This is a genomic window from Paenibacillus sp. DMB20, assembly GCF_000987955.1.
Classification (GTDB): domain Bacteria; phylum Bacillota; class Bacilli; order Paenibacillales; family Paenibacillaceae; genus Paenibacillus_AQ.
Window position 1 is genome coordinate 27,177 of record NZ_LAZU01000055.1, and the last position, 24,428, is coordinate 51,604.

Genomic DNA, 24,428 nt, shown 5'->3' on the forward strand with positions numbered 1-24,428 from the left:
CTTTTTTTCGTGGAGCTGCGGCTCGTTTTCAGCACAAGACATGAATATAAAAAGCATTCTTTTGAAGGTTGAACATTGTCCTTGCACAATGGACATTCATCTGTCAGGAGGTGACATCGAGGCGTTAAGTATTCCATGGACTGACCCCGCCTGCCTGATCGGCCGCCATCACCCCTCCTTGCCAGCTCTATTGGTTATATACGTGGATGCTTTATCTCTATGCAGATGCCCATACCGAAGTGCCGAAAGCCGGTTTTTTATTCGTTTTCACATTCCCGTACGGTATTTTAGAAAATGATTTTGGAAAAGAGAACAATTCATCTCCTAAATAGGTTATGAAGTGAAGCATCTATCCCGTTAATCATTCGGCCCCCGCAGAACGAGGGCGGCACCATTCACGCTTCCGTTAAGCCGGCGGGCGTCCCCCCATCAGCTTCCTCAAATAATGCTGCGCAAGGACCATGCGTTACAAGGGACAATGCCGCACGGCATAAGGCTCTCCGCCATTGACAAAGGGGGGAGCGGATTGATAACATGAGAACTAAATCACTTACATAAGGGATTACAATAAACATCTAATTTTAGGTTTACGGCCTGATCGCCGGAGGACTTTGCAGTAATCTTGTAGGGTCTTTTTTTAAATATAAGAAAGCATGAGCTTGCATTTATACTTTGCTTATATTTGCTGCAGAAACGGTCCTGCGCCTTGGGAGGCGCGGCGATTTGTACTGCTTGCCGGTTCCGGTCGAAGGAGGCTGTTCCTTCCGAAAGGATAACCTTGATAATTTGGCGCCTGATCTGGCGGCACGATACTATTTAAGCGAGAGGTGATAGGTAATGGCTAAAGCCGTCATTATTAACGGCAGTCCCACGTCTGGCTCAAGATTGACTGCCATCATGGAACTGGCGGAGCGGAATCTGACAGAGGCCGGTTTCGAGGTGAACCGGATCGATGTGGCCCAGATGCCTCCTGAGGATTTGATTCATACGAAGTTTGAAAGCGAGCATATCGTCAAGGCGAACGGCCTTGTGGCGGAGGCGGATGCCGTTATCGTGGCAAGTCCGGTGTATAAGGCATCCTATACGGGCGTGCTGAAAACGTTCCTGGACCTGATCCCGGAAAAAGGACTCGCCGGAAAAATCATTCTGCCGCTGTTCGTCGGTGGAAGTCTGGCGCATCTGCTGGCGATCGATTATTCGCTGAAGCCCGTGCTTTCCTCGATCGGTGCCCGCCACATTCTCGGAGGGGTATACGCGGTGGATGCACAGGTTGCCCGTACCGAAGAGGGTGGATTCGATATCGCCGAAGTGCTGCGGGAGCGGCTGGAATCGGCGCTTGCGGAGCTGGCTGAAGAAACGCGTCTTAGAATGCGGGATTAAACATACCGTCAGGCAGACACAATATACTCAAGAGGGGGTACCACATGCAAAAGCTGGTGTTTTTTGTTGGCGTGGCCGGGACAGGCAAAACGACGGTAGCCAAGAAGCTGGCCGTCCGTATTCCCGCTGCGTTTTTGGACCGGGATACGGTTGGAGGGCGCTTTGTCGAGAAGTTTCTGGAGTCGAACGGGCTGGATCCGAACGACCGGGACTCCGCATTTTATAAAGAAAACCTGCGTGACCTCGAATACGATACCACGAAGGATATATGTATCGAAAACTTGAGTGCGGGTCAGAACGTGTTCATGATCTCCCCGTTTACGGCCGAGCTTAAAAACCGCGAGTGGATCGAAGAAGTGATCTCCGCGGCGGGCCTTGCCAGACACGAAGTTGATGTCAAGGTGATCGTCGTTGCGCTTAAGGATATGGAACTCCAGCGGAAACGCATTGTGGACAGGCAGACGGAGCGCGATCAGTGGAAGCTGGAGCACTGGGACGACTTCAAGAAACGCGTTGATTTTGTTCCCGAGGTGAATTGGGATATTCCTCAAACATCCATCAAAGTGTTTGACAACAGCGGTCAACTTACGGATGAGAAGGTTGAAGAGCTGTATCAGTTCATCGTAAACGAATAACCTCAGCATGAAGATATTAGGGCGGCATCAACGAAGCATATTTCGGGGATGCCGCCTTTTTCAAAATTTTCCGAAAGAAAAGCTACGCCGCCTCTTGAACAGGACGGCGAAGCCGTTTCTGCCTGAGTGGAGGAGAAAGAGATGGACCCTGCATTGCTGAACGCCTATTTGCGAGCTATCTTGCTGTTAAAGGACCAGGTTCCTTCGTTCCGGGAGTATCCGTTCAATCTGCCGGCCGTTTCCTCGCTGGATCAGTTGGAGTTTCATCCGAAAGTGACCTATATCGTCGGCGAGAACGGCATGGGCAAATCAACGCTTCTGGAAGCGGTAGCCGCCGTGCTCGGCTTTAACCCGGAGGGCGGCACGATCAATTTTTCATTTGCCACAAGGGAGACTCACTCCCCGTTGCACAGGTATATCCGGCCGGTTCGGGGCACGCGGAAGCCGAGGGACGGTTTCTTTTTCCGGGCCGAAAGCTATTATAATGTGGCCTCGGAGATCGATGAACTGGAGCGCATACGTCCCGGACTCTATCAGTCCTACGGAGGCAAGTCGCTGCACGAGCAGTCGCATGGGGAATCGTTCTTCGCGACTTTCCTGCACCGCTTCAGCGGGCACGGCTTGTACATCATGGACGAGCCCGAGGCCGCGCTGTCGCCTTTCCGCCAGATGGCCATGCTGGCCCGCATTCATGATCTCGTCCAGGATCACTCCCAGTTTATTATATCCACGCATTCTCCCATTCTGATGGCGTATCCCGATGCCCGGATCTACAGGCTGAACGAGAACGGAATCGAGGAATGCCGGCTGGAGGAGACGGATCATTATATGATTACGAAGGAATTCGTCAACAACCGGGAAGCGATGCTGAAAGAGCTTCTGGCCGATTCCGGGGAATGAGGCTCCCTCCTTTTCGGAGGGAGTCTTTTTATGTCCTTATATTCATATATTAATACAGTTTTTCTAATTAAATTTGTTCTTTTTCTGGTCTGTATTTCGATAAAAAACATTTACAATTTTAATGATTCGAATTAAAATATGATAATATCAGGTTTATTCGGCAGTCTTACGGAAATGGATGGCGTGGATTTAGTTAGAAATATTGAAGTAGGATGGAGCCCGGACGGATGACTGTAAGCAAGCCTTTGTCGGGTTTTTTAGTGTTTTCCTATGCCGTCCGTTTTATTGAAAATTCGTCGATGACGTTTTTTTTGAGAAGGACGGAGGGGCGTTTCTGTTTGTATCTAACCAATGAAAAGCGAGGTGAGTTCCATGGATAACCGGGAAAATATCCGCGTGGATCAGCTGATGGAGGTATACCGGGATTTGTCCGATCGGATGACCAAACATCGGGTGGTCTCTTTTTTGAAGCACTTGAAAAAACATGACCTGACCTTGAACCAATACTCCATCTTAAGTTTTATTGACCAGCAGGGCCCCTGCCTGCCGGTTCAATTGGTGGAGCACCTGGAGTTGAAGGCCGCCACCATCACGTATCTGGTGGATTCGCTGGAGCAGAGGGAGCTGGTCTTCCGGAAGCCGAACCCGCGGGACGGCCGCAGCCATTATGTCCATTACACGGACAAGGGGCGGGAATTGGTACTCGGCGCACGGGCCGAGGGAGATTCCCTGATCGAGAAGTCTTTCGGGCAGCTTGATGAGGACGAAGCCGACATGCTGTACATCCTCATGAAACTTTTGCGCAGGAAGCTGTTCGAGTAAAAGGAGGGAAATGACGTTTGTGGAAGTAAAAAATCAATCATCTTTTTGGCTCATCATGGCAGCCATATTTTCCGGCAATTTTCTGGCGGTGTTAAGCATAACGACCATTAATGTGACCTTTCCGGTCGTGATGGACACGTTCGGCGCCAATCTCAGCACGGTGCAGTGGCTGATGGCAGGGTATCTGCTCGCCACGGGAATCGTCGCGCCGATCGTAGGGTACATGGGAGACCAGCTGAGTTATAAGCGCCTGTTCGTGATGTCCCTGATCGGGTTTGTCCTGTTTTCGGCGCTTTGCGCTTCGGCCTGGAGCATCCAGTCGCTGATCGCGTTCCGAATCGTTCAAGGCATCTTCGGCGGCATGATCATCCCGATTACGATGACGATTATTTACCAGGTATTTGACCGGGACCGTCAGGCTTACGCCATGGGTCTCTGGAGTCTTGCGTCCATGCTGGCTCCGGTGATCGGACCGACGCTCGGGGGCTGGATGGTGCAGTATTTTGGCTGGAAATCGATTTTTATGTTGAATATCCCGATCGGGCTTTTTTCCATCTGGATTGTCGCCAAATTCATTCCCTATTACAAGCTGAGCGAAAAGAAGTCGTTTGACGTATTAGGTTTTTTGTCGGTCGTGATCAGCAGCTCCCTGCTGCTGCTTACCTTCAGTCATGGCAGCGAGTGGGGATGGGGATCGCCCAAAACCATTTTCCTGATCGTCATCGGAATCCTGCTGCTTGCTTTCTTTATAGGCTGGGAATTAAAAACGAGCTCGCCCCTGCTTCATTTGAAGGTGTTCCGCTTTCCGCGGTTCCGGTACAGCCTCATCCTAAACTGTATCGTTACGGTTTCGATGTATGCGGGAACGCTTCTCGTGCCGCTCTACCTGCAGACGGTGCTGAAGCTGTCCCCGATGGAGACCGGACTCATCATGCTTCCCGGGGCGCTCGTCATGGCAGCCGCTGCACCGGTGATCGGGCGGTTCTACCACGTGATTGGTCCGTTCAGGCTGGTGATCGCGGGCATACTCGTCATTGTCGGCGCTACGGCCGCATTCAGCCATATTACGGTAAAGACCTCCGTTTATACCATAGCGGTTCTGCAGCTGATTCGCTGTCTCGGGATCGCTCTTTGCAACATGCCGCTGACCAATGCCGCCATGAGCGCCGTTTCGAGCGAGTATTCGGGTCATGCGTCATCGATTACCAACTGGGCCCGGCAGGGCCTGGCATCCTTGTCCATCGGAATATTCAGCGCCTTGATCGTGCTGAGGACATCCCATTATCGAGCCGAGGGGATTGCGAGCAAGCCTGCGGCTACCGTCATGGGCATTGACGATGTGTTCCTGGTGGGCACGGTGATTGCGATAGCAGCCGTTCCTTTTACCTTCCTGCTAAGGAAAAAAGAAAAAGGGGAGACTCGGGGGCCGGCTGCGTATCCTGAAATCATGCGTATCCTCAGCCTTGATATCCAAGGGCATTCGCTTGAAGGCGGTGCCCTTTTTCATTTGCCGTAAAAAGGTCAACAAACCTGTAACTTTTTCAAGCTTTAAATGTCACGGGGGCTGTGGTAGGTTGGAGCATATGACACGGATATCAGGAGGAAATATGACTTTTTTTCGCAAGCTGTGGACGTTCGGAATACAGCAGGCGCTGTCCTGCATTTTTCCGGTTATTATTTTTGCTGCACTGGGCTTGACCAAAATCGTGGAAATCCCCGGAATTCACCGATATGATCTGATATTGCTGATCTGCCTCTTGGCGCAGGCCGGGATGGTGGCCGCGAAGCTGGAGACGATGGACGAACTGAAGGTAATCTGCGTGTTTCACGTCATCGGGCTGATGCTGGAGCTGTATAAGGTTCACATGGGCTCCTGGTCGTACCCGGAGGAAGGGTGGAGCAAAATCGGCGGCGTCCCGCTGTACAGCGGCTTTATGTATGCCAGCGTGGCGAGTTACATCTGCCAGGCCTGGCGCCGTTTGAATCTGCGGCTTACCGGCTGGCCGCCTGCGGTGATGACGGTGCTGCTGAGCACGGCAATTTACGCCAATTTTTTTACGCATCACTTTCTGTGGGATGTCCGCTGGGTGTTGACCGCGCTGCTGTTCATCGTATTCTGGAGAACGGTCGTTTATTTCGACGTGGCAGGTGACACCTATCGCATGCCGCTATCGCTGTCTTTCGTGCTCATCGGTTTTTTCATTTGGGTGGCGGAGAACATATCGACCTTTCTGGGGGCCTGGACATACCCCGGGCAGGAGAAGGCGTGGAGCCTGGTGCATATCGGGAAGATCAGCTCCTGGTTTCTGCTTGTGGTCATCAGCATCATCATTGTCGCCCAGCTGAAGCACGTAAAACAGGGAAGAACGGCGGAGCCCCCTGCGAAAAGCTGCTAGCCCCGATTTGAAAAACGCCGAAGAGTTGTGTATCTTGTTAGGTAAGCAGCAAAGCAGTGTTTTGAAGAACTTCTAACTTTGCATTACATTCGGCAATCGATGGATATATACCATTCCGAATCACGAAAGGAGAGTGCCCGAAATGAAAAAAAGAGCGAAACGGTCTTTGCCTAAAGGCGTAGGGTACTCTACCGCTGTTTTCTTTGATTCAGCCGTCCGCGGGAGAAGTGTGTCCAAAAATGGCATAACCGGCGGCATAACCTTCGGGATTCGTTGATCTGAAGGGATACAGTGGGCTTAAAACACCACAGGCCGCTTCCTGTGGAACATGGCTTTGACCTAAACACCACAGGAGTCTGTGGTGTTTTTTATATTTTCGTGAAAAAGGAGAAGGATCAGCATGCAAATCATCGGAGAACGGATTATCGTAAAGGCGGTTGAGGAACGTGACGCGGAGTCCCTTTTATCGCTAGAGGTAAGAAACAGGGAGTTTTTTCAACAGTTCACGGGGTTAAGAGAGGAATCGTTTTTTACGCTTCAAGGCCAGCTGGACAGAATCAAGGAAGCTGAGGATTTAAGCAAAAATGATAAGGGATACGTGTTCGTCATTCTTCTTAAGGACTCGGGCCGGGTCATTGGCGAAGTGATGCTGACGGAAGTCGTGAGGTACAATCTGCAAAGCTGCTGGGTCGGTTATTTCCTCGACAAGGAATACAATGGAAAAGGCTATATGACCGAAGCGGTTAAGCTGGTCGTGGAGTTTGCCTTTCGGGAGCTGGCACTCCACCGGATCGAGGCCGGCGTTCAGCCTCATAACATAGGGTCCATCAAGGTTTTGCTCAAAGCGGGATTTCACAAAGAGGGCATCGCCAGGAAAAACGTCAAAGTCAACGGGCGGTGGAAGGATCACCAAACCTTGGCGATCCTAAACGAGGAGGACGAGGATGAGGGGGACCAAGGGGCTCAAGCGCTTCAATCGATTCCAGCGATTGAAGCGGATCAAAAAGTAAGCCGTCATCAGCCGAACAGTATAGCTCCGCCAATCGGTCCCTATACTCACTTAACCAAAATTGCGCCAGGGGCCGAGCTGCTGGTCTTTTCCGGGCAAGTCGGAACGGACGTGAACGGTCATATCCCGGAAGATTTGAACGGGCAAATCCGGAATACGCTGGACAACATCACGCGTGTTCTGCACGAGGAATCTTTAACGTCCGATAGCATTGTTAAAATCAATATTTGGGCCGTGGAAACGATGGACTGGGATTATTTCCATAGAGTTTGGGAGGAATTCCATGGCGGCACGCCGCCTGCGATGACGATGGCCTACGTGCCTGCCCTGGCGGTTCCGTCACTGAAAGTAGAGATCGAGGTTTGGGCTGCCAAGTGATCGAGTACAAAGTTCAAGCCTTTAATTAGTTTGAATAACGTTCCATAGTATGGAAAAATTAGCGGTTGGAGACGTTTTTGAACTTCATTATTGTACATGACGTATAGCGTAGGGGCTCGGGAGGTAACGGACTTCAGGTCCGTTACCTCCTGTTTTTATACCTCTCTTCAATCTTAACGGACATAGGATACGTTACAGGCCATTTTTGTGTGTTTTTCGGTAGTTTTGGCGGGTTAAGAGTCTCCTATGTCCGTTACATCAGGAAATGGTAATTCTAGGCATGCTAAGAGGCTGTCATGTCCGTTAGCGCTCGATGTCACCGCGAGGTTCGGCCTAACGCCAGCTCACTCAGGCGCATCCCTTGCTCAAACCAAGAAACAGCTTTGAACTGTAGAGAGGGACTAACGTTTTTGAGTTTTCACAAATGATTGAAGCCATTATTGGCATGCACAGTTCATAAGTTTGCGTCGTTATGCCTTGGTTGTATGTGCGCACAATGAGGAACGAGTGGTGGGGGATATCATTAGAAACTTGCAGGATATCCATTATCCTAAAGACCTGTATGATATCTACGTGATTGCCGACAATTGTTCCGATCGAACAGCAGAGATTTCCCGTGAACTCGGAGCCATTGCCAGGGAGCGTAATCATAAATTGCAAATAGGCAAGGGCTACGGGATTGAATGGTTCCTGGATCAACTGTGGAAACTTGAAGGCGAAGGAAAAGTTTATGATGCTGTTGCCATCTTTGATGCTGACAATCTAGTAATCCATAACTTCCTCCAACAAGTCAATTCCAAAATTGACCAAGGGCATGAAGTCATTCAAGCTTATCTTGACAGCAAAAACCCAAATGACACTTGGATCACAAAGAGTTATGCATTTTCTTACTGGGCAGCGAGTCGGATTTATCAAACGGCACGCGAGAACATCGGTTTAAGTGCTCAACTAGGCGGGACCGGGATGATCTTTAGCGGCGAAATCCTAAAAGAAATGGGCTGGGGAGCGAAATCATTAACGGAGGACCTTGAATTTACTGTAAAGTACATTGTAGAAAAAGGCAGGAAAGTCGCCTGGTTGCATACGGCCAAGATTTATGATGAAAAGCCTCTTAAAATGAAACAATCGTATGTACAACGAATTCGATGGATGAAGGGACATTTTTACTGTGCTTTCCGATATGCCAAACCGCTGATACATAAGATTGTAAAAGCGAAGGGATCCAGATGGATTGCACTGGATGTGCTGATCTATCTTTTTCAGCCTGCCCTATTCGTACTAGCCCTGAGCGGTTTAGCTCTACTTGGTCTATCGGTGTTTGAGCCGTTACCTCTTTGGGTGCCAAAATACGTACACAATTCATACATTTGGTTGAGTGTTTTAATCCCTTTTTACTTACTGCCTATTATTGGCCTTCTCCTTGAAAATCAATGGAAACGGGTCTGGTGGTTCTTGTATTTGTATATTTTCTCCTGTACTTGGATACCGATTGTAGCTTATTCGATTTTCAAAAGAAATGAAAAAACCTGGAGTCATACGCAGCACACCCGTTCCATGGATAACAAGGAATTTATGCAAGAGGGCGGTTTTTGAGTGAAAAACCGTCAGCGTGGGCGTGCATTGAAAAAGGGAAACTTGGACGTCCAAGTTTCCCTTTTTGTTATCCCTCTATGTTTAAGTCCAGTATGGCTAATGTCCGCCTGATTTACAGATCGTCGAACCCGTTGTCGTCGCCGACTTTGCCGTAGTTGCGGGATTTGGCTTCGAAGAAGTCCGTTTTCGTCGCGTTCAGGGCTTCGTCGGAGAACGGCTTGATCCAAGGCATGCAGTTTACGTCGACGCCTTGATAAGCTTTGTCCAGCCCCATCATGGTCAGGCGGCGGTTGGCGATGTATTTGATGTAGTCGGAAAGCTCGTTCAGGTCAATGCCTTTTACATTGCTCAGCGTGTAGTGGGCCCAGTTCGTTTCCAGCTCCACGGCGCGGTCGATGGTGCGGTAAACATAGTCGATGTTTTCCTTGGTGTTCAGCTCAGGGAAGTCCTTCAGCAGCTGTTTGAACACTTCTGCAAAGAAATAGCAGTGCTGGTTCTCGTCACGCTGGATGTAGGAGATCATCTGGCTGGTTGCCATCATTTTTTGGTCGCGCGCAAGGTTGTAGAAGAAGGCGAATGTGCTGTAGAAGAAAATGCCTTCGAGAATCAGGTCGGCCACCATCGATTGGAAGAAGGTTTGCGGCGACGGATTGTCGCGGAACGATTGGTAAATGTCGGCGATGAACCGGTTGCGGTCGAGCAGCACCGGATCGTGCTTCCAGTATTCAAAAATTTCCTTCTGTTCCTGCTCGGAAACGATCGAGGACAGGACATAGGAATAGGATTGGTTGTGGACCACTTCCTGCTGTCCGATTATCGCCGAGATGGCCTCGAGGGAGGAGTCGGTGAAATACCGTTTGACGTCTCCGACAAACATCGTCTGCATGGAATCCAGAACCGCGAGCAGCGAAATGTTGATTTTAAAGGTGCGCTGTTCCTCCGGATCCAGGAGCGGGAACTGCCCGGCATCCTTGGACATCGGAATTTCGTCCGCGATCCAGTGGTTCAGGAGCAGCACTTTGTACAGCTTGTACATGTGCGGCATACGGATGTCGTTCCAGTTCAAAATGCCGGAGCATTCCCCTTCGATAATGCGCGTCGATTGGTTAGGCGCTTCCGTGTTAAAAATCTTTTGCATTTGCATGCTCATTCTCTCCTTGCAATGATATTGGTAAAAAGCTTTCCGTTACGATAGCTTGGTCCGACAACGTTAGGTTTCGGGACGGGTATCCCATCTCCGGCCGCTTCTTGGGGGATCGGGTATCCTATATCCGGCCGCTTCTTGTCAGCCCTTTGCCTGAATGTATATGAAGGTTGCAAAGGGCTCCCAAAGGCGGACGTAAACTCCTCCGATTGGATACCCTCACCCTTCGCCGTTTTTTCTTTAGGTTATTCAAAGATGCAGGATCTCGTACTGGGCAGGTTTAGAAAGCAAATCAAATCAAACTAATATTAAATTTACTCCAAATTAAGACGAATCCCTAAAGAAGTACTCCGCATGATAATCCAGATAGAACGCCGCAGAAACTTGGTAGTGTTTGCACCAAACTTAAAGCGTACCCGAAGGGGGAAAAGCGCTCCCTGCACCGAAATTTCGTTCCTCCGCCAAACTCAATACCTTACGCGGGTTGAAGTTCCGGGAGTCCAGAGGTAAAAGTGTTCCGAAGGAAAACTCGCTTCGGAAGCATCCGCTTGCCCTATGGGGCCCTCCTGAAAGTTTCCCGTAGGGAAACTCTCTCCGAAAGCATACGCTTGGAAAGGGAGGGTTTGGGAGGGTGAGAACACTTAGCTAGCACAAGATTCGCATTCCTCAATCGTCAGCGCGCGGCTGCGTACATAGTACGTAGACTTGATGCCGGCTCTCCAGGCATGCAGGTGCAGCTCCAAGAATTCCGATGCCCGGATGTCCGGACGCACGTACAGGTTGAAGCTTTGCGCCTGGTCCACGTGGCGCTGGCGGGCAGCCGCCATCTTGATGGACCAGTTCTGGTCGATCAGGAAGGCTGTTTTGTAATACCAGATCGTTTTTTCGGACAGGTCCGGCGCCGGATTGGCGATTTTGTACGTCGTTTTCTCCTCATAGGACAGAAGCTCGTACAGCGGATCGATGCTGGCGGTGGAGCCGGCAATGATCGAAGTGGAGCCGTTCGGCGCGATGGCGAAAAGCCAGGCGTTGCGGACGCCGTTTTGCTGCACTTCGCGCTGCAGCTCGCGCCACTGTTCGGTGGATACGTACTTGCCTTCATGCTCGCCGTCGGTGTAACCGCGGAACGTGAAGTATTCGCCGCTCTCCCAGTCGGAGCCTTTGAACTTCGGATAGTGGCCTTTTTCCTTGGCCAGCTCCATGCTCGATTTCACGAGCAGGTAGTTGATATGTTCATACAGGTTATCGTTATACGCAACCGCTTCGTCGGATTCCCAGCGGATGCCTTCCAAGGCCAACAGGTGATGCAGGCCGAAGGTGCCGAGTCCTACCGCGCGGTACTGGCTGTTCGTGTACTGCGCCTGCAGCACCTCGATGTTATTGATGTCGATCACGTTGTCCAGCATGCGGACCTGAATCGGCACGAGACGCTCCAGCACGCCGGCAGGTACCGCGCGGGCAAGGTGGATGGAGTTCAGGTTGCACACGACGAAATCGCCCGGAATTTTCGAGATGACGATGCGGGTCTGTCCGTCTTTAGTCACCAGTTCTTCCTGTTCGACCACCGTCGGCGATTGGTTCTGCATAATTTCCGTACACAGGTTGGAAGAGTAGATCATGCCGTGCGCGGAGTTCGGGTTCGAACGGTTGACGGTATCGCGGTAGAACATGTAAGGCGTACCGGTTTCAAGCTGGGATTTCATGATCCGCTTCATGATATCGATCGCCTGCACCGTAATGCGCGGCAGCAGCGGATGGGCAACGGCCTCGGCATATTTTTCGCGGAACTTGCCTTCGCCCTTCTTCTCGTCATAAAAATCTTCCAGGCCGAGCGGACGGCCGTTTTCGTCTTTCCAGCCCATAATCTTCTTCACTTCGTGCGGACAGAACAGGTTCCACTCGTCTCGGGCTTCAACGGCTTCCATGAACAGGTCGGGCAGGCATACGCCGTGGAACACGTCATGCGCTCTCATGCGCTCGTCGCCGTTGTTCAGCTTCAGGTCGAGGAAGGCCAGAATGTCTTTGTGGAACACGTCGAGGTAGACGGCGATCGCGCCCTTGCGCGTACCGAGCTGGTCTACGCTGACGGCGGTGTTGTTCAGCTGGCGGATCCAAGGGATGACGCCGGAGCTGGTGTTTTTATGTCCGCGGATGTCGGAGCCGCGGGCTCTCACCTTGCCGAGGTAGACGCCGATGCCGCCGCCCATTTTGCTGAGACGGGCCACGTCCGTGTTGGAGTCGAAAATCCCCTCAAGCGAGTCGTCCACCGTATCGATGAAGCAGCTGGAAAGCTGTCCGGCCACTTTTTTGCCGGCGTTGGACATGGTTGGCGTTGCTGCGGTCATGTACAGGTTGCTCATCGCCCAGTAGGCTTCTTTTACCAGATCAAGGCGCTTATCGGCAGGCTCTTGGTGCATGAGGTACATGGCGATGACCATATAACGCTCCTGCGGGAGCTCCATCACGCGGCCGTCAAAGTCGGTAGCCAGGTAACGTTCAGCGAGCGTCAGCAGGCCGATGTAATCAAACAGAAGATCGCGGGTGTAATCGATCGTATCCCCGAGCTCTTCGATTTGCTCCTTGGTATAGCATTCCAGCAGCTCTTCGCGGTAAATGCCTTTTTGCACAAGCTCGCTGATGAGCGGGTATAGCGCGCCGTAAGGCTCTTCAGGGTATGCTTTATAACGGCGGTTGTTGGCCGCTTTTTTATAGAGGGAGGTTAAAAGGGAGCGGGCCGCCGCAAACTTCCAGTTCGGCTCCTCTTTGGATACCAGCTCCAGGGCGGACATGGTGAAGGCGCTGCTGATTTCCTCGCCGGTGACCTGTTCGCCGCGAAGCTTGGAGTTAACGCCGCGGAGAAGGCGTTCCTTGTCGAGCATCTCCAGTTCCTTCAAAATGCGGTCCGCATAAACGGAGAGGCGGATTTCGTCAAAAGCTAGCTGGCGGTTGTTCGGTTTAACTACGAGTTGGGGCATGAATAATTCCTCGCTTTCCAAAGGAAAAATGAAAATAGGCATAAAAAAACATTTTCGGAAAACCTTAGGGAAGGTTTGAAAATGTCCGTGTGCGCTGTGAATCGAAGTGTGCATGATAGCGTTAAGCCGGCTGCCGCCGGCCTATCCGGTATGTACAGACGCAATTCGTGAACACTTTCCTAATTCCCCGTAGGACAGGTGTCAAAAACGCATACAGGCAGGTCTCCTGACTTGGGCCCGATGCCGGCGCCTTCCCAAGGACCTGTTGGACTTCATCCTCAGTGGCATTTAACCGGACTCGATTCAGACAGCGTAAGGAACGCTCTCTTTCTGCCCTTTACAGTGGCGGGACCGTGATGGATTTGCACCATGCTTCCCTATTAAGTCAAACGCCCATGCGGAGCGAAAGACACCTGTACACACTATATTTGGTTGGTGCTTATTAAATTTAACCCAATATATTGTGTTTGTAAACCATAAACTTAAAAAATGCACAAATCGAATTATAACAAACGGACGAGAAAACCGCCAATCCGCAAACGTACAAGATAGAGTGAGATTCCTCACATTTTGACGAAATACGTTCGTTTATTCATGGATTCAATCTTTATGGGAAATTGCTTTTGCCGCGGAGGGGGAAAAGGACCGGTAGGCAGGTTTTGAGTTGGGCGGGGAAATGGTAAAATGGAGATATTCAGTGGATGTTTAGAAAAAAGAGGAGGCGAAGAAAATGGCGATCGCAGAAGTAACCGTCATTCCGATCGGGACGGAAACCACGAGTTTAAGCCCGTATGTTGCCGAAATGCAAAAAGTTCTGCAGCAGCAGGAGGGCATATCCTACGAGCTGACCTCCATGAGCACGATTATTGAAGGCGATTTGGCCCATGTGTGGCGGGCGATTGCGGCGCTTCACGAAGCTCCGTTCATGTCCGGAGCGAAGCGGGTATCCACTTCCGTCAAAATCGACGACCGGCGCGACAAGGCTTCATCGAGCAGGCAGAAGCTGCAGTCGGTGCAGGAAAAGCTGGGCGGAGAATGCGCCATGGCTCCCAATTGAAGCACAAAAAATGGACTATTCACCCATCAGTGAATATGTCCATTTTCGTTAACTGCAATTTGGGCAATAAATCAAATTTGCGGGAGAGAGGATTAAACCTGGGTAAACTGCTCCGTTTCCGTGGAGCCTTTCAAAGCTGTAGTAGAGGAGGTTCCGCCGGAAATCGTCTGCGCCACTTCATCAAAGTAGCCTGTTCCAACCTCTCGTTGATGCCTTGTAGCTGTATATCCATGCGCTTCACTGGAAAACTCATTCTGTTGAAGCTCTGAATAAGCTGCCATTCCGCGGTCACGGTAGCCGCGTGCGAGCTCAAACATACTGTGGTTAAGGGCATGGAACCCGGCGAGGGTGACAAATTGGAATTTATAGCCCATTTTCGCAATTTCTTTTTGAAAGTTTGCAATCGTTTTATCGTCAAGCTTCTTTTTCCAGTTAAAAGACGGGGAACAGTTATACGCTAATAATTTGCCCGGGAATTTCTCATGGATGGCGTCAGCAAACCTCTGCGCTTGCTCAAGGTTTGGCTCAGACGTTTCACACCAAATCAAGTCCGCATACGGGGCGTAGGAGAGGCCTCTGCTAATTGCCTGATCCATGCCGGCTCTGGTACGGTAGAATCCTTCTGCGGTACGTTCTCCCGTTATGAATTCATGATCGGCAGGATCAACATCGCTTGTAATTAAATCGGCAGCATCTGCGTCCGTACGGGCAATAATGATGGTTGGAGTGCCCATGATATCAGCAGCCAAACGTGCCGAGACGAGATTTTTCACTGCGGTTTGCGTCGGCAGTAAAACCTTTCCGCCCAGATGCCCGCATTTTTTCTCGGATGATAATTGATCTTCAAAATGAACACCCGCCGCCCCTGATTCGATCATGGATTTCATGAGCTCGAACACATTTAATTGGCCCCCAAAACCTGCCTCCGCATCGGCTACGATCGGCACAAACCAGTCGATTTCCCCTTTTTCTTCAAGATGCTGGATTTGATCCGCGCGTTGAAGCGCCTGATTTATTCGTTTTACAACATGAGGAACACTATTTGCAGGATACAGGCTTTGGTCAGGATACATATTTCCTGAGAGGTTTGCATCTGCAGCAACTTGCCAGCCGCTTAAATAAATCGCTTTTAATCCGGCTTTGACTTGCTGTACTGCCTGATTCCCCGTTAAGGCGCCTAAAGCATGAACATATTCCTCTTTATGAAGCAGGTTCCACAATTTTTCTGCCCCGCGTTTGGCGAGAGTATACTCTATGTCAATGGAGCCCTTTAAACGAATAACTTCCTCTGCCGAATATGAACGCGTAATGCCTTCCCAGCGTTTATCGAGTGTCCAGCTTTCTTTTAAAGCCTTGATTCTTTGACTGTTCATTTCACGTTCCCCCCATTAAAATTAATTTGATTTTAAAGCTTTTCATAGCTTGGAATTGTTAAAAAATCAATGAAGTCGTCATGCATTACAAGCTCGTCAAATAGGGCTATGGCTTCCTCGAATCTTTCCCCTTGAAAGGCTGTTTGACCGAATTCCTCTTTGATTTTTCCGACCTCCTCATCCCTTATCCGGCGATAAAGTTCAAGTGTAAGCTTACGGCCGTCCTCGAGGATGCCTCGGGGGTGTCTGATCCATTGCCAAATTTGGGCTCTTGAAATTTCCGCCGTTGCGGCGTCTTCCATTAAATTATGGATCGGCGCAGCGCCTCTGCCGCTAAGCAGGAGGCGATATAACGGATTCCGACGTCGATATTTACTCTGACGCCTTCTTCCGTGATCGTACCGTCCGGCACTCTCAATAAATTTTCAGCTGTAATCTCAACATCGTCCCGTTTGCGCTGGATTTGATTTGGCGTTTTCATATGCTGATCAAACATTTCCTTGGCTACCTGTACCAGTGCGGGATGCGCTACCCACGTGCCGTCATGGCCATCGATGACCTCTCTTTGTTTGTCGGCCCGTACCTTGTCAAAAGCTTGTTTGTTCGCTGCTGGATTGTTTCTTACCGGAATTTGTGCAGCCATTCCACCAATTGCATGCACATTCCGCTTGTGGCAAGTTTTGATCGCAAGCAGGGAATAGGATCTCATAAAATGAGCTGTCATGGTTACTTGGGAGCGATCCGGCAAAATTACGATTTCACAGTTCCGCAGTTTCTTTAAATAGCTGAATATATAATCCCAGCGGCCGCAATTCAATCCTGCCGAATGCTCTTTTAATTCATATAGAATCTCATCCATCTCAAACGCTGCCGTAATCGTTTCAATGAGTACCGTCGCTTTGACGGTTCCTCTCGGAATATTCATTTCATCCTGGGCGAAGTTAAATACGTCGTTCCAGAGCCGTGCTTCAAGATGTCCCTCGATTTTCGGCAAATAAAAATATGGGCCGCTCCCTTGTTGGATAAGCTCCTTGGCATTATGAAAAAAGAATAAACCAAAGTCTACCAAGCTTGCCGATATTCTTTGTCCATCAAGCTCGATATGTTTTTCTTCAAGATGCCAGCCTCTCGGCCTTACCTTTAAAGCCGCAATCTGTTCACCGAGTTGATAGGTTTTACCGCTTTCATTTTTGTAAGAGATCGTTCTGCGAACAGCGTCCCGCAGGTTCATTTGCCCATTTATGACATTGTCCCAGCTTGGCGTGGTTGCGTCCTCGAAATCCGCCATAAACACGCTAGCGCCTGAATTTAACGCATTGATGATCATCTTTCGGTCAACAGGACCCGTAATTTCAACCCGCCGGTCCCGAAGATCTTTGGGAATCGGTGATACTTTCCAATCCCCGTTTCGAATATGTTCTGTTTTGGGCAAAAAATTCGGCAGCTTTCCTTCGTCGATCTCTTTCTGCCTGATTTTTCTCCGCTGCAGCAACTCTTGTCTTCTCCCGCCAAAATTCCTTTCAAGCTTTTCGATAAAATGCAGCGCCTCTGGTGTTAGCACTTGTTGAAATGATTCCTGCATTTTGCCAACAATGTTGCAACCCGTCATTTGTGCTGCCATGTTTAAAGCACCTCACCCTCAATTGTTATATAACAGAAATAAATTCTTGGGATTAATATATAACAGTTGTGGTGGAAATGGAACGTTTTTTTGGATAAATTTTTAAGAAATTTTCCATATCTTTTTTTCCATGAAATGAGGGTTGCATTTTTTGTTCAGAGGTATATAATAGTTTTTGTCGTTTTATTGCGGCGGTTCTGTTTCTGCTGGTGTAGCTCAGGGGTAGAGCAACGCACTCGTAATGCGTAGGCCGGGGGTTCAATTCCCTTCACCAGCATGTCTAATAAGCCTTACAGGGCGCGGGATTCCGAATTTCGGAAGCCGCGCCTTTTTTTGTTGTTTTTGCTATACTTCTAACTTTTTTCTATCTTGAGTAAATTAAAAACATCCTAAAAAAGGTAATATTCATAAATATACCAATATTAGGTTCGATAATACTATTTACACCAATAATAACCAAATGTAAGATTCATATAAGGTTAATGAAAATTAACTTTAAAAAAACTGGAGGTGTTAATATGGTTAGCAAGGGTAAAAAATTTGTGTTATTCTCTTCGATCATTGCGGCTTTCATGACTGTAGCAGCGCCAGTATCTGCAAGTCCTATCTCACAGACAGATTCTGAGATAACGCCTCAGTATTGTAACCCATGTAGAGTAAAAGCAGGTTATATGTACCCTAAAAGCGAGTATAGCAGAGACTATTTTACGCCATTGCATTACATTACCGTCGGTGGAGTGGAGTACTTTTTTTGGTATATAGATGATGAGAAATCTACGGATACACATTGGTACACTGTCTGGAAGGAAGAATAGAGGTTTCAACGAATCCGTTCAACATTGCGCATGGATCACGTAAGAATAAGAGCCCCTACCGGCTAAGCGAACCGCACCCCGAATCTTGGACGCATGATGTAATTGTCTGAGGAGAAGGGGGGGCGGTTCAAAGTTCCGGCAGGGGCTTACTCTTTTCTTGAACCTATCAACCGCCTATAATTGCATAAAAAAGGAGGATTCTTAGTGGACATTCTGACATTATTATCGTTTTTAAGTGCTGCGGTCTTGCTAACGCTGGCTCCTGGGCCGGATAACATGTTTGTTTTGGCTCAAAGCATTTCTAAAGGAAAAAATGCCGGCATTTTAACATCTGCGGGCCTTTGTACAGGCTTAATTGTTCATATTCTTGCGGCAACCTTCGGAATTTCGGCAATTATCTATCAGTCTTCCATAGCCTTTGCAGTTGTCAAATATGCAGGAGCGGCTTATTTGTTGTACTTAGCGTATAAGGCATTTCGGGAAAAGGATTCGAGTTTTGCGCAGAATAAATTAGACGCCTCGAATCATGAGTCTTTGTATAAAAAAGGGATCATAATGAATCTCCTTAACCCTAAGGTGTCGCTATTTTTTCCTGCTTTCCTCCCGCAATTTGTAAATGATCAAGCTGGAAATGTATCGTTGCAAATGCTTGCATACGGGATCGTATTCTTAGTGCAATCGTTAGTTATTTTTACTTTTATCAGTATCTTTGCTGGTAAACTAGGCAATTTCATGCACAAGAGTCCTGCCATCTCGAGGAAAATCAATATTTTACAAGGCTCTATTTTTGCACTTATAGGATTGAAAATCGCCTTTACCCCAAAAAATTAAGTTGTGCTGCCGAATCTTATCGATGTTTGCTTTGTATGCCAAAAAAGAAAAGCCCCCGAAGGGGCTTGAAGGCTTGAAAGGAATGTGGTTTCAAAGCGGCACTTTATTGACCTTTTTTAACCGTGGATACGGTTAGCAGAACGGCATTGGTGGTACCGCCGCTTACATTGTCAAAAGCATATTGGGCCGTCGGCACGCCGCGCATGGTCACGATGTCCCCATCCAGGATGTCGCCGGTCGAATTGGCATAGATCCCGACGATGGAATTGTCGTTGTCATCGATGATATGAATCTCGGCAAGCGTGGTGCCCTGATCGATTTCTTCTTCCGTGACCTCAACGACATAACCGCTTACCTCGACCATTTTGTCCAGATAAGGGTTTATATTCTTGAACAGGTGGCGGGAGGTGATCTTGGAATCGACTTCCGCACCGGCTGCCTTTTTGGATTGGGCGTTCACCGCCGGGAACATCTCGTGATGCTCAATGATGTAGTCATATGTTTTGGGGTCAATGGCTCCGCCTTCGATCATGTTTTGCACGATCAAAGACATCATATCTGCGGTTCTCGTTTGTTCCGTAGTTTGTACCGGAGCGGCGCTTTCTTCAGTACCTGAATCCGAAGCGTCGCCGACCTCCGCCGTTTCGGTTACCTTGAAGGAATCGATCATGGTCTGAACCGTTTTTTCCCCGCCGCTCTCATATGATTTTTTGGAATAGGTAACGGATAAGCTATAAAGCTTCTTGCCGGTCGAGACAAAGTATTGGGTCAAAATGACTTGGGTTCCCGACTGTCCCTGCGTATATTCGGATTTTAAAACACCTGCCGTTTTATGGCTGCCGGAAGCGGGAACGTCACGGTAATCAATCTTTTTATAATCCTTTACAAGATCTCCGCCCCCACCGCCGGAAAGCTGCGATACCGTCAGTTCTACTGCTTCATTGGCAGGTACGGCAGATTCTTCGACGACAAGATTGATATTGTCCCGAAATTTATCCACCGTGTTGGGATCCACAAATGCAACCGTTGCTGCAGGAACCTCCATCTCCGGAACATTCCAAGTGGCAGGATATGCGAAAGAAAAACCTTCACCCTCATAGGTTTTGGTTTCCACGTTTTCTGTTTCCTTTGAAGCATTTCCTTTGTCTGTCTCATTGCTTGGAGAACCAAAGGAAGTCGTGTTGCTTTCCCCTTTGTCCGTGCTTTTTTCCGAACCGCAAGCGGTTAAAGCAACAGATAATGACAATAACAGTACAGCAAATGTTCTTAAACCTTTCATGACCCCAGTCTCTCTTTTCTCGTCCCCATCGGATGGGGGATTTGCTAACGGGATGACTCCCCTTGATGTAGGTGCGGTTCATAGCCCTAATTCGGAAATGTCCGCGCCTTAAGCTTTTACTACGATTTCCTTGCCAGTAGGTTTCTTCCTTTTTCGACACATCGTAACTTTTTTCTCCGGCAATTAAAGAAACCCTTCCTGAAATCAAGGTTTATTGTGACAAAATGATCAAAAATCGATTTTTGGGCATTCAAAAAACGCAGGTTCCAAAGACGGAATCTGCGTTTTTTAACTTCTGCTATTTTGTTCATAAGAATCATAAATCCGTTAGAAACCAAGTTTGCGAATGATGTACTCGCCCACGGCTTTGTCCGTCATCTCTTGGAAGGAATGGAATGATGTCGATTCGGCAACATAGCGGTCAAGAGCTTCGCGCGGGATGTCCTCGAAATCGGCATCGGATTCCACTTCGAAGCCTCCGTCTTTAAAAAAACGTTCGATCGAGCCGGAGGGGGTGTAGGTTTTCATAAAAGCTTCCGTAAACACTTCTTCAAGAGGGACACTCCGGTTACTCTCAAGCTCTTTTGCATTTTGCTGCAGTTCGTTTATATTTCCTGAAAACTCATCGAATCCTTTCATTTTAAAGCTCACCCAAGCAGCTCCTTTCCATTCTTTCATCATAAAACGACCGGACTGGAAAGTTGATCCAATCCGTCGAAAGGCATATTCATGTATTATATATGAATTTTGGAAAAAGGACATGATTCAACGGAACTTCATCTCAGGATGAATGCCCGTAATGCTCCATTAACCGCAGCGCCCGCCATTTAATATCTTCGACGATTTCCTTCGGCTCCAGTACAACGGCGTCGGTACCCAGCCGGAAAAAATAATCCGCGGCAAACCCCGTTTCGCTGTCATCCATAAGCATATCGGCATACGCGATATATTCGCCTTCCGAATCGGCCCTTCGTATATAAGGCGCGAGCCAATGCTCCTTTTGGCACTGCCGCAGGCCTTCACGGGTAAGCTTGACATGCAGCCGTACGGGGGTGCGGATGGTACGGTGATGAAGCCAATCCTCCAAGCTCATCGGTACGGGGGAGGCGATCCCTGAAATCTCAAGCGACAAAATCCGATCCGCGCGAAACAGCCGGACCTCGTCATGCTCCGTATCGAAAGCCGGCATATACCACAGTCCGTCGTTGGCATACACGCCGATAGGGGCGACCTCTTTGATTTTGTTCCCGGATTTTGACGCATATTCCATGATAACGGATTGCCCATTTAGAGAGGCTTCGATGATTTCTTTCAGGTAGGGAGAGGAGACGATTCTTTTGGGATTCCAGAAGGACAGCACGGACTCCAAACGGTCCACCTTGTTTTTCAGATCTTCCGGAAGGTTGGCATGCAGCTTCCTGGCCGCGGATTCCACATTGATGTCGAAGGGGAGCGATTGATAGTGCTTAAGCGACTGAAAAGAAAAGAAAATCGCAAACGCTTCATCCTCGTCAAAAAGAACGGGAGGCAGAACCCGGTTGTTCAGGATACGGTAGCCTCCGTTTCGTCCTTGTTCCGCATATAAAGGCACGCCCAGTTCGCTTAGCTCCATCAAATAACGGTGCGCCGTCCTGACGGAAATATCGAACTCATACGCTACGTCCTGGGCGGTGAACTTCCGCTTTGCATTGACATACATCATTAAATCGAAAATTAATTTGGTCTTTGACATCATGCTCTTCCTCCTCAACATTTCGAATCTGCTGAAAGACCGCTTAAACATGACAATTATTGACGTGTTTATAGTTTATATTTTTCACGGAGGATTTCAAGCAGGTTAGGAGGGAGAAGACCTATGGACAAGTCAACCGAGAATCATATACGGGTTATCGGCGCAAGGGAGAACAACTTGAAAAACGTGACAGTGAGCATTCCCAAAAAGAAAATCACCGTATTCACCGGGGTTTCGGGCTCGGGAAAATCTTCGCTTGTCTTTGATACCATCGCGGCCGAATCCCAGCGGCAGTTGAACGAAACTTTCGCAAGTTTTATCCGGCACCGTCTTCCGCATTACGGGCAGCCGGACGTGGACGCTTTGGAAAATTTACCGGTAGCGATTCTGATCGACCAGAAACGGATCGGGGGCAGCGCGCGGTCGACGGTCGGGACCGTAACCGATATATACTCGCTGCTCAGGCTGTTGTACTCCCGGGTCGGCAGGCCTTTTGTCGGTTATTCCGACGTGTTTTCATTCAACAACCCGCAAGGGATGTGCCCGGAATGCGAAGGCTTGGGCACGGTGAAGACCATAAACATCGATGCCCTGATCGACCGGAATAAATCATTGAACGAAGGAGCGATCCGGTTTCCGACGTTCAGGCCGGGCGATTTCCGGTGGAAGCGTTACGTATGCACAGGGCTGTTCGATAACGACAAAAAGCTGAAGGACTATACCGAGGACGAATGGGACACGCTGTTGTACAAAAAAGGGTTTAAACCTCCGAATCCTTTGGAAGGCTGGCCGCTCAGCTCCGATTATGAAGGGGTGATCCCAAGGATCGAGCGGTCGTTTCTGAACAGGGAATCGAAGGAAGCGGCAAGGCATAAGGAAGAGATTGGCCAAACGGTGTCAAAAGGAGTCTGTCCGGTATGCTATGGCGCCCGTTTAAACCGGACGGTGCTCGGTTGCAAAATCAACGGGAAGAACATAGCCGACTGTGCAGCCCTTCAGGTCAACGAGTTGATGGAGGTCATTCGCGAAATCGATGTGCCGCAGGTTTCCACGGTCACCGCCGCCCTGATGGAGCGGCTGGAAAATCTCGTTTCCATCGGATTGGGGTATTTAACGCTGAACAGGCAAACTTCAACCCTTTCCGGCGGAGAATCACAGCGCGTGAAAATGGTTCGCCATCTCGGCAGCAGCTTGACGGATATCACCTATATTTTTGACGAACCCAGCATCGGCCTGCATCCCGATGACGTTCATCGGCTGAACGGGTTAATCCGGCGTCTCCGCGATAAAGGCAATACCATTCTTGTGGTCGAGCATGATCCCGACGTGATCGCGATAGCCGATCACGTGATCGATATCGGCCCCGGAGCCGGAACAGCCGGAGGGAAGGTTGTTTATGAAGGAAGCCTTGCCGGCCTGAAAGCTTCCGGTACGCTGACGGGAAAGCATTTAAGCCATCGGCCGTCGTTGAAGACAAATCCCAGAACGCCGAACGGCTCCCTGGAGATCCGGCATGCGCGGATGCATAATCTTAAAGACGTAACCGTGACGATCCCGATGGGGGTGATGACCGTCGTTACCGGCGTGGCGGGCTCCGGAAAGAGCACCCTCATCCACAACGAGTTGCCCAAGCGTTACCCGGAGGCCGTATTGATCGACCAGAGCGAGCTGCGCGGTTCTAAACGCTCCAATCCCGCGACCTATATCGGCCTGTTTGATTTGGTGCGGTGCCTGTTTGCGAAGGAAAATAAGGTTAATCCATCCTTATTCAGCTTTAATTCGGCCGGGGCTTGCCCGGAATGCAAGGGACTCGGGATCACTTATACGGACCTCGCTTTCATGGATCCCATCGTCAGCAAGTGCGAAGTATGCCAGGGACGCCGATTCACGGATGAAGTTCTCGCCTGCACCTTGCGCGGGAAAAACATCAGCGAGGTATTGGAGATGCGCATAGCGGATGCAAGATCATTCTTCCGAGAAGAGGACATCGCCTCGATTCTGGATCGCCTGCTGGATGCGGGATTGGATTACATCACCCTCGGACAACCGCTGAATACTCTTTCCGGAGGGGAGCGCCAGCGCATCCGGCTGGCGACCGAGCTGAACAACAGCGGACAAATTTATGTGTTTGACGAGCCGACCACGGGCTTGCATATGTCCGACGTAAACCGGCTGATTGTCCTGATGAACCGGATGGTGGATCAGGGCGGCACGGTGATTGTCATCGAGCATAACTTGGACGTGATCAGCCAGGGGGACTGGATTATCGATATGGGACCGGGAGCGGGAAACCAGGGAGGACACGTGATTTTTGCCGGGCCCCCTAAGGAGCTGATTAAGGCCAAATCCTCCCGGACCGGATATTATTTGAAGAAGCATGTAGAGTAGATTTTCGGCAGATTCCTTGACGTTTCAAGTTCAAGATGCGGGTCTCAATGCCCTCGGCAATGGTTGTCAATGATAAATTCGTCCAATACAATATAGAGGG

The 24,428-nt window shown here is 49.4% G+C and carries 18 protein-coding genes, 1 tRNA gene, 1 pseudogene and 1 riboswitch; of the genes and pseudogenes, 13 read left to right on the forward strand and 7 right to left on the reverse strand.

Annotated elements, in window-relative coordinates; translation table 11 throughout:
• Nucleotides 1-837: 837 nt before the first annotated feature.
• From ssuE to XI25_RS30325, 9 genes are all read left to right on the forward strand, one after another.
• Nucleotides 838-1,380 (forward strand): NADPH-dependent FMN reductase, encoded by a 543-nt coding sequence (gene ssuE / locus XI25_RS30290; RefSeq protein WP_046681547.1) that lies wholly within the window; start codon nt 838-840, stop codon nt 1,378-1,380.
• Between the two features lie 44 nt (nt 1,381-1,424).
• Nucleotides 1,425-2,015 (forward strand): AAA family ATPase, encoded by a 591-nt coding sequence (locus XI25_RS30295; protein WP_046681548.1) that lies wholly within the window; start codon nt 1,425-1,427, stop codon nt 2,013-2,015.
• Between the two features lie 141 nt (nt 2,016-2,156).
• On the forward strand, nt 2,157-2,915 hold the full coding sequence (locus XI25_RS30300; protein WP_046681549.1) for an AAA family ATPase: 759 nt from the start codon (nt 2,157-2,159) through the stop codon (nt 2,913-2,915).
• Nucleotides 2,916-3,287: 372 nt separating this feature from the next.
• Nucleotides 3,288-3,737 carry a MarR family winged helix-turn-helix transcriptional regulator gene (locus XI25_RS30305; protein WP_235440515.1) on the forward strand — a complete coding sequence of 150 codons (450 nt, stop codon included), beginning with the start codon at nt 3,288-3,290 and terminating at the stop codon, nt 3,735-3,737.
• Between the two features lie 19 nt (nt 3,738-3,756).
• Nucleotides 3,757-5,253, forward strand: coding sequence for an MDR family MFS transporter (locus tag XI25_RS30310; protein ID WP_442950447.1), 1,497 nt, complete (start codon nt 3,757-3,759; stop codon nt 5,251-5,253).
• A gap of 91 nt (nt 5,254-5,344) precedes the next feature.
• On the forward strand, nt 5,345-6,133 hold the full coding sequence (locus XI25_RS30315; RefSeq protein WP_046681550.1) for a DUF817 domain-containing protein: 789 nt from the start codon (nt 5,345-5,347) through the stop codon (nt 6,131-6,133).
• Between the two features lie 142 nt (nt 6,134-6,275).
• Nucleotides 6,276-6,410: a hypothetical protein gene (locus XI25_RS35995; protein WP_268794589.1), complete on the forward strand. Its 135-nt coding sequence runs from the start codon at nt 6,276-6,278 to the stop codon at nt 6,408-6,410.
• A 123-nt stretch (nt 6,411-6,533) separates the two neighbouring features.
• Nucleotides 6,534-7,520 carry a GNAT family N-acetyltransferase gene (locus XI25_RS30320; protein ID WP_046681551.1) on the forward strand — a complete coding sequence of 329 codons (987 nt, stop codon included), beginning with the start codon at nt 6,534-6,536 and terminating at the stop codon, nt 7,518-7,520.
• Between the two features lie 477 nt (nt 7,521-7,997).
• Nucleotides 7,998-9,113 carry a glycosyltransferase family 2 protein gene (locus XI25_RS30325; RefSeq protein ID WP_268794590.1) on the forward strand — a complete coding sequence of 372 codons (1,116 nt, stop codon included), beginning with the start codon at nt 7,998-8,000 and terminating at the stop codon, nt 9,111-9,113.
• A gap of 112 nt (nt 9,114-9,225) precedes the next feature.
• On the opposite strand, the gene XI25_RS30330 is transcribed toward XI25_RS30325, so the two are convergent.
• Nucleotides 9,226-10,257, reverse strand: a complete 1,032-nt coding sequence (locus XI25_RS30330; protein ID WP_046681552.1) for a ribonucleotide-diphosphate reductase subunit beta — start codon at nt 10,255-10,257, stop codon at nt 9,226-9,228.
• Between the two features lie 641 nt (nt 10,258-10,898).
• Nucleotides 10,899-13,232, reverse strand: coding sequence for a ribonucleoside-diphosphate reductase subunit alpha (locus tag XI25_RS30335; protein WP_046681580.1), 2,334 nt, complete (start codon nt 13,230-13,232; stop codon nt 10,899-10,901).
• A 199-nt stretch (nt 13,233-13,431) separates the two neighbouring features.
• A riboswitch (cobalamin riboswitch) is annotated at nt 13,432-13,664 on the reverse strand.
• A 298-nt stretch (nt 13,665-13,962) separates the two neighbouring features.
• Between XI25_RS30335 and XI25_RS30340 the strand changes: the two genes are divergently transcribed.
• Nucleotides 13,963-14,289, forward strand: a complete 327-nt coding sequence (locus XI25_RS30340) for an MTH1187 family thiamine-binding protein (RefSeq protein ID WP_046681553.1) — start codon at nt 13,963-13,965, stop codon at nt 14,287-14,289.
• Nucleotides 14,290-14,381: 92 nt separating this feature from the next.
• On the opposite strand, the gene aceA is transcribed toward XI25_RS30340, so the two are convergent.
• The gene (aceA, locus tag XI25_RS30345; RefSeq protein ID WP_046681554.1) at nt 14,382-15,662 is read right to left on the reverse strand and encodes an isocitrate lyase; all 1,281 of its coding nucleotides are present in this window, start codon (nt 15,660-15,662) and stop codon (nt 14,382-14,384) included.
• Nucleotides 15,663-15,694: 32 nt separating this feature from the next.
• Nucleotides 15,695-17,283 (reverse strand): annotated as a pseudogene (gene aceB / locus XI25_RS30350) (malate synthase A).
• 205 nt (nt 17,284-17,488) lie between these two features.
• On the opposite strand from aceB, the gene XI25_RS30355 reads away from it, so the two are divergent.
• Together XI25_RS30355 and XI25_RS30365 are read left to right on the forward strand one after the other, a co-directional pair.
• Nucleotides 17,489-17,560, forward strand: a tRNA-Thr gene (locus XI25_RS30355).
• A gap of 742 nt (nt 17,561-18,302) precedes the next feature.
• On the forward strand, nt 18,303-18,929 hold the full coding sequence (locus XI25_RS30365) for a LysE family translocator (RefSeq protein ID WP_046681556.1): 627 nt from the start codon (nt 18,303-18,305) through the stop codon (nt 18,927-18,929).
• Between the two features lie 103 nt (nt 18,930-19,032).
• Here XI25_RS30365 and XI25_RS30370 read toward each other — a convergent pair whose 3' ends face one another.
• The 3 genes from XI25_RS30370 to XI25_RS30380 form a co-directional block, all read right to left on the reverse strand.
• Nucleotides 19,033-20,208 (reverse strand): PsbP-related protein, encoded by a 1,176-nt coding sequence (locus XI25_RS30370; RefSeq protein WP_046681557.1) that lies wholly within the window; start codon nt 20,206-20,208, stop codon nt 19,033-19,035.
• A gap of 327 nt (nt 20,209-20,535) precedes the next feature.
• Nucleotides 20,536-20,859 (reverse strand): hypothetical protein, encoded by a 324-nt coding sequence (locus XI25_RS30375; protein WP_052759809.1) that lies wholly within the window; start codon nt 20,857-20,859, stop codon nt 20,536-20,538.
• Between the two features lie 130 nt (nt 20,860-20,989).
• A complete protein-coding gene (locus tag XI25_RS30380; protein ID WP_235440516.1) occupies nt 20,990-21,943 on the reverse strand; it encodes a helix-turn-helix transcriptional regulator in 954 nt (317 codons plus the stop codon).
• A 120-nt stretch (nt 21,944-22,063) separates the two neighbouring features.
• Here XI25_RS30380 and XI25_RS30385 point away from each other — a divergent pair, with 120 nt between their 5' ends.
• Entirely contained in the window at nt 22,064-24,328 is a 2,265-nt protein-coding gene (locus tag XI25_RS30385; RefSeq protein WP_046681559.1) for an ATP-binding cassette domain-containing protein, read from the forward strand.
• The last annotated feature ends 100 nt before the right edge of the window (nt 24,329-24,428 follow it).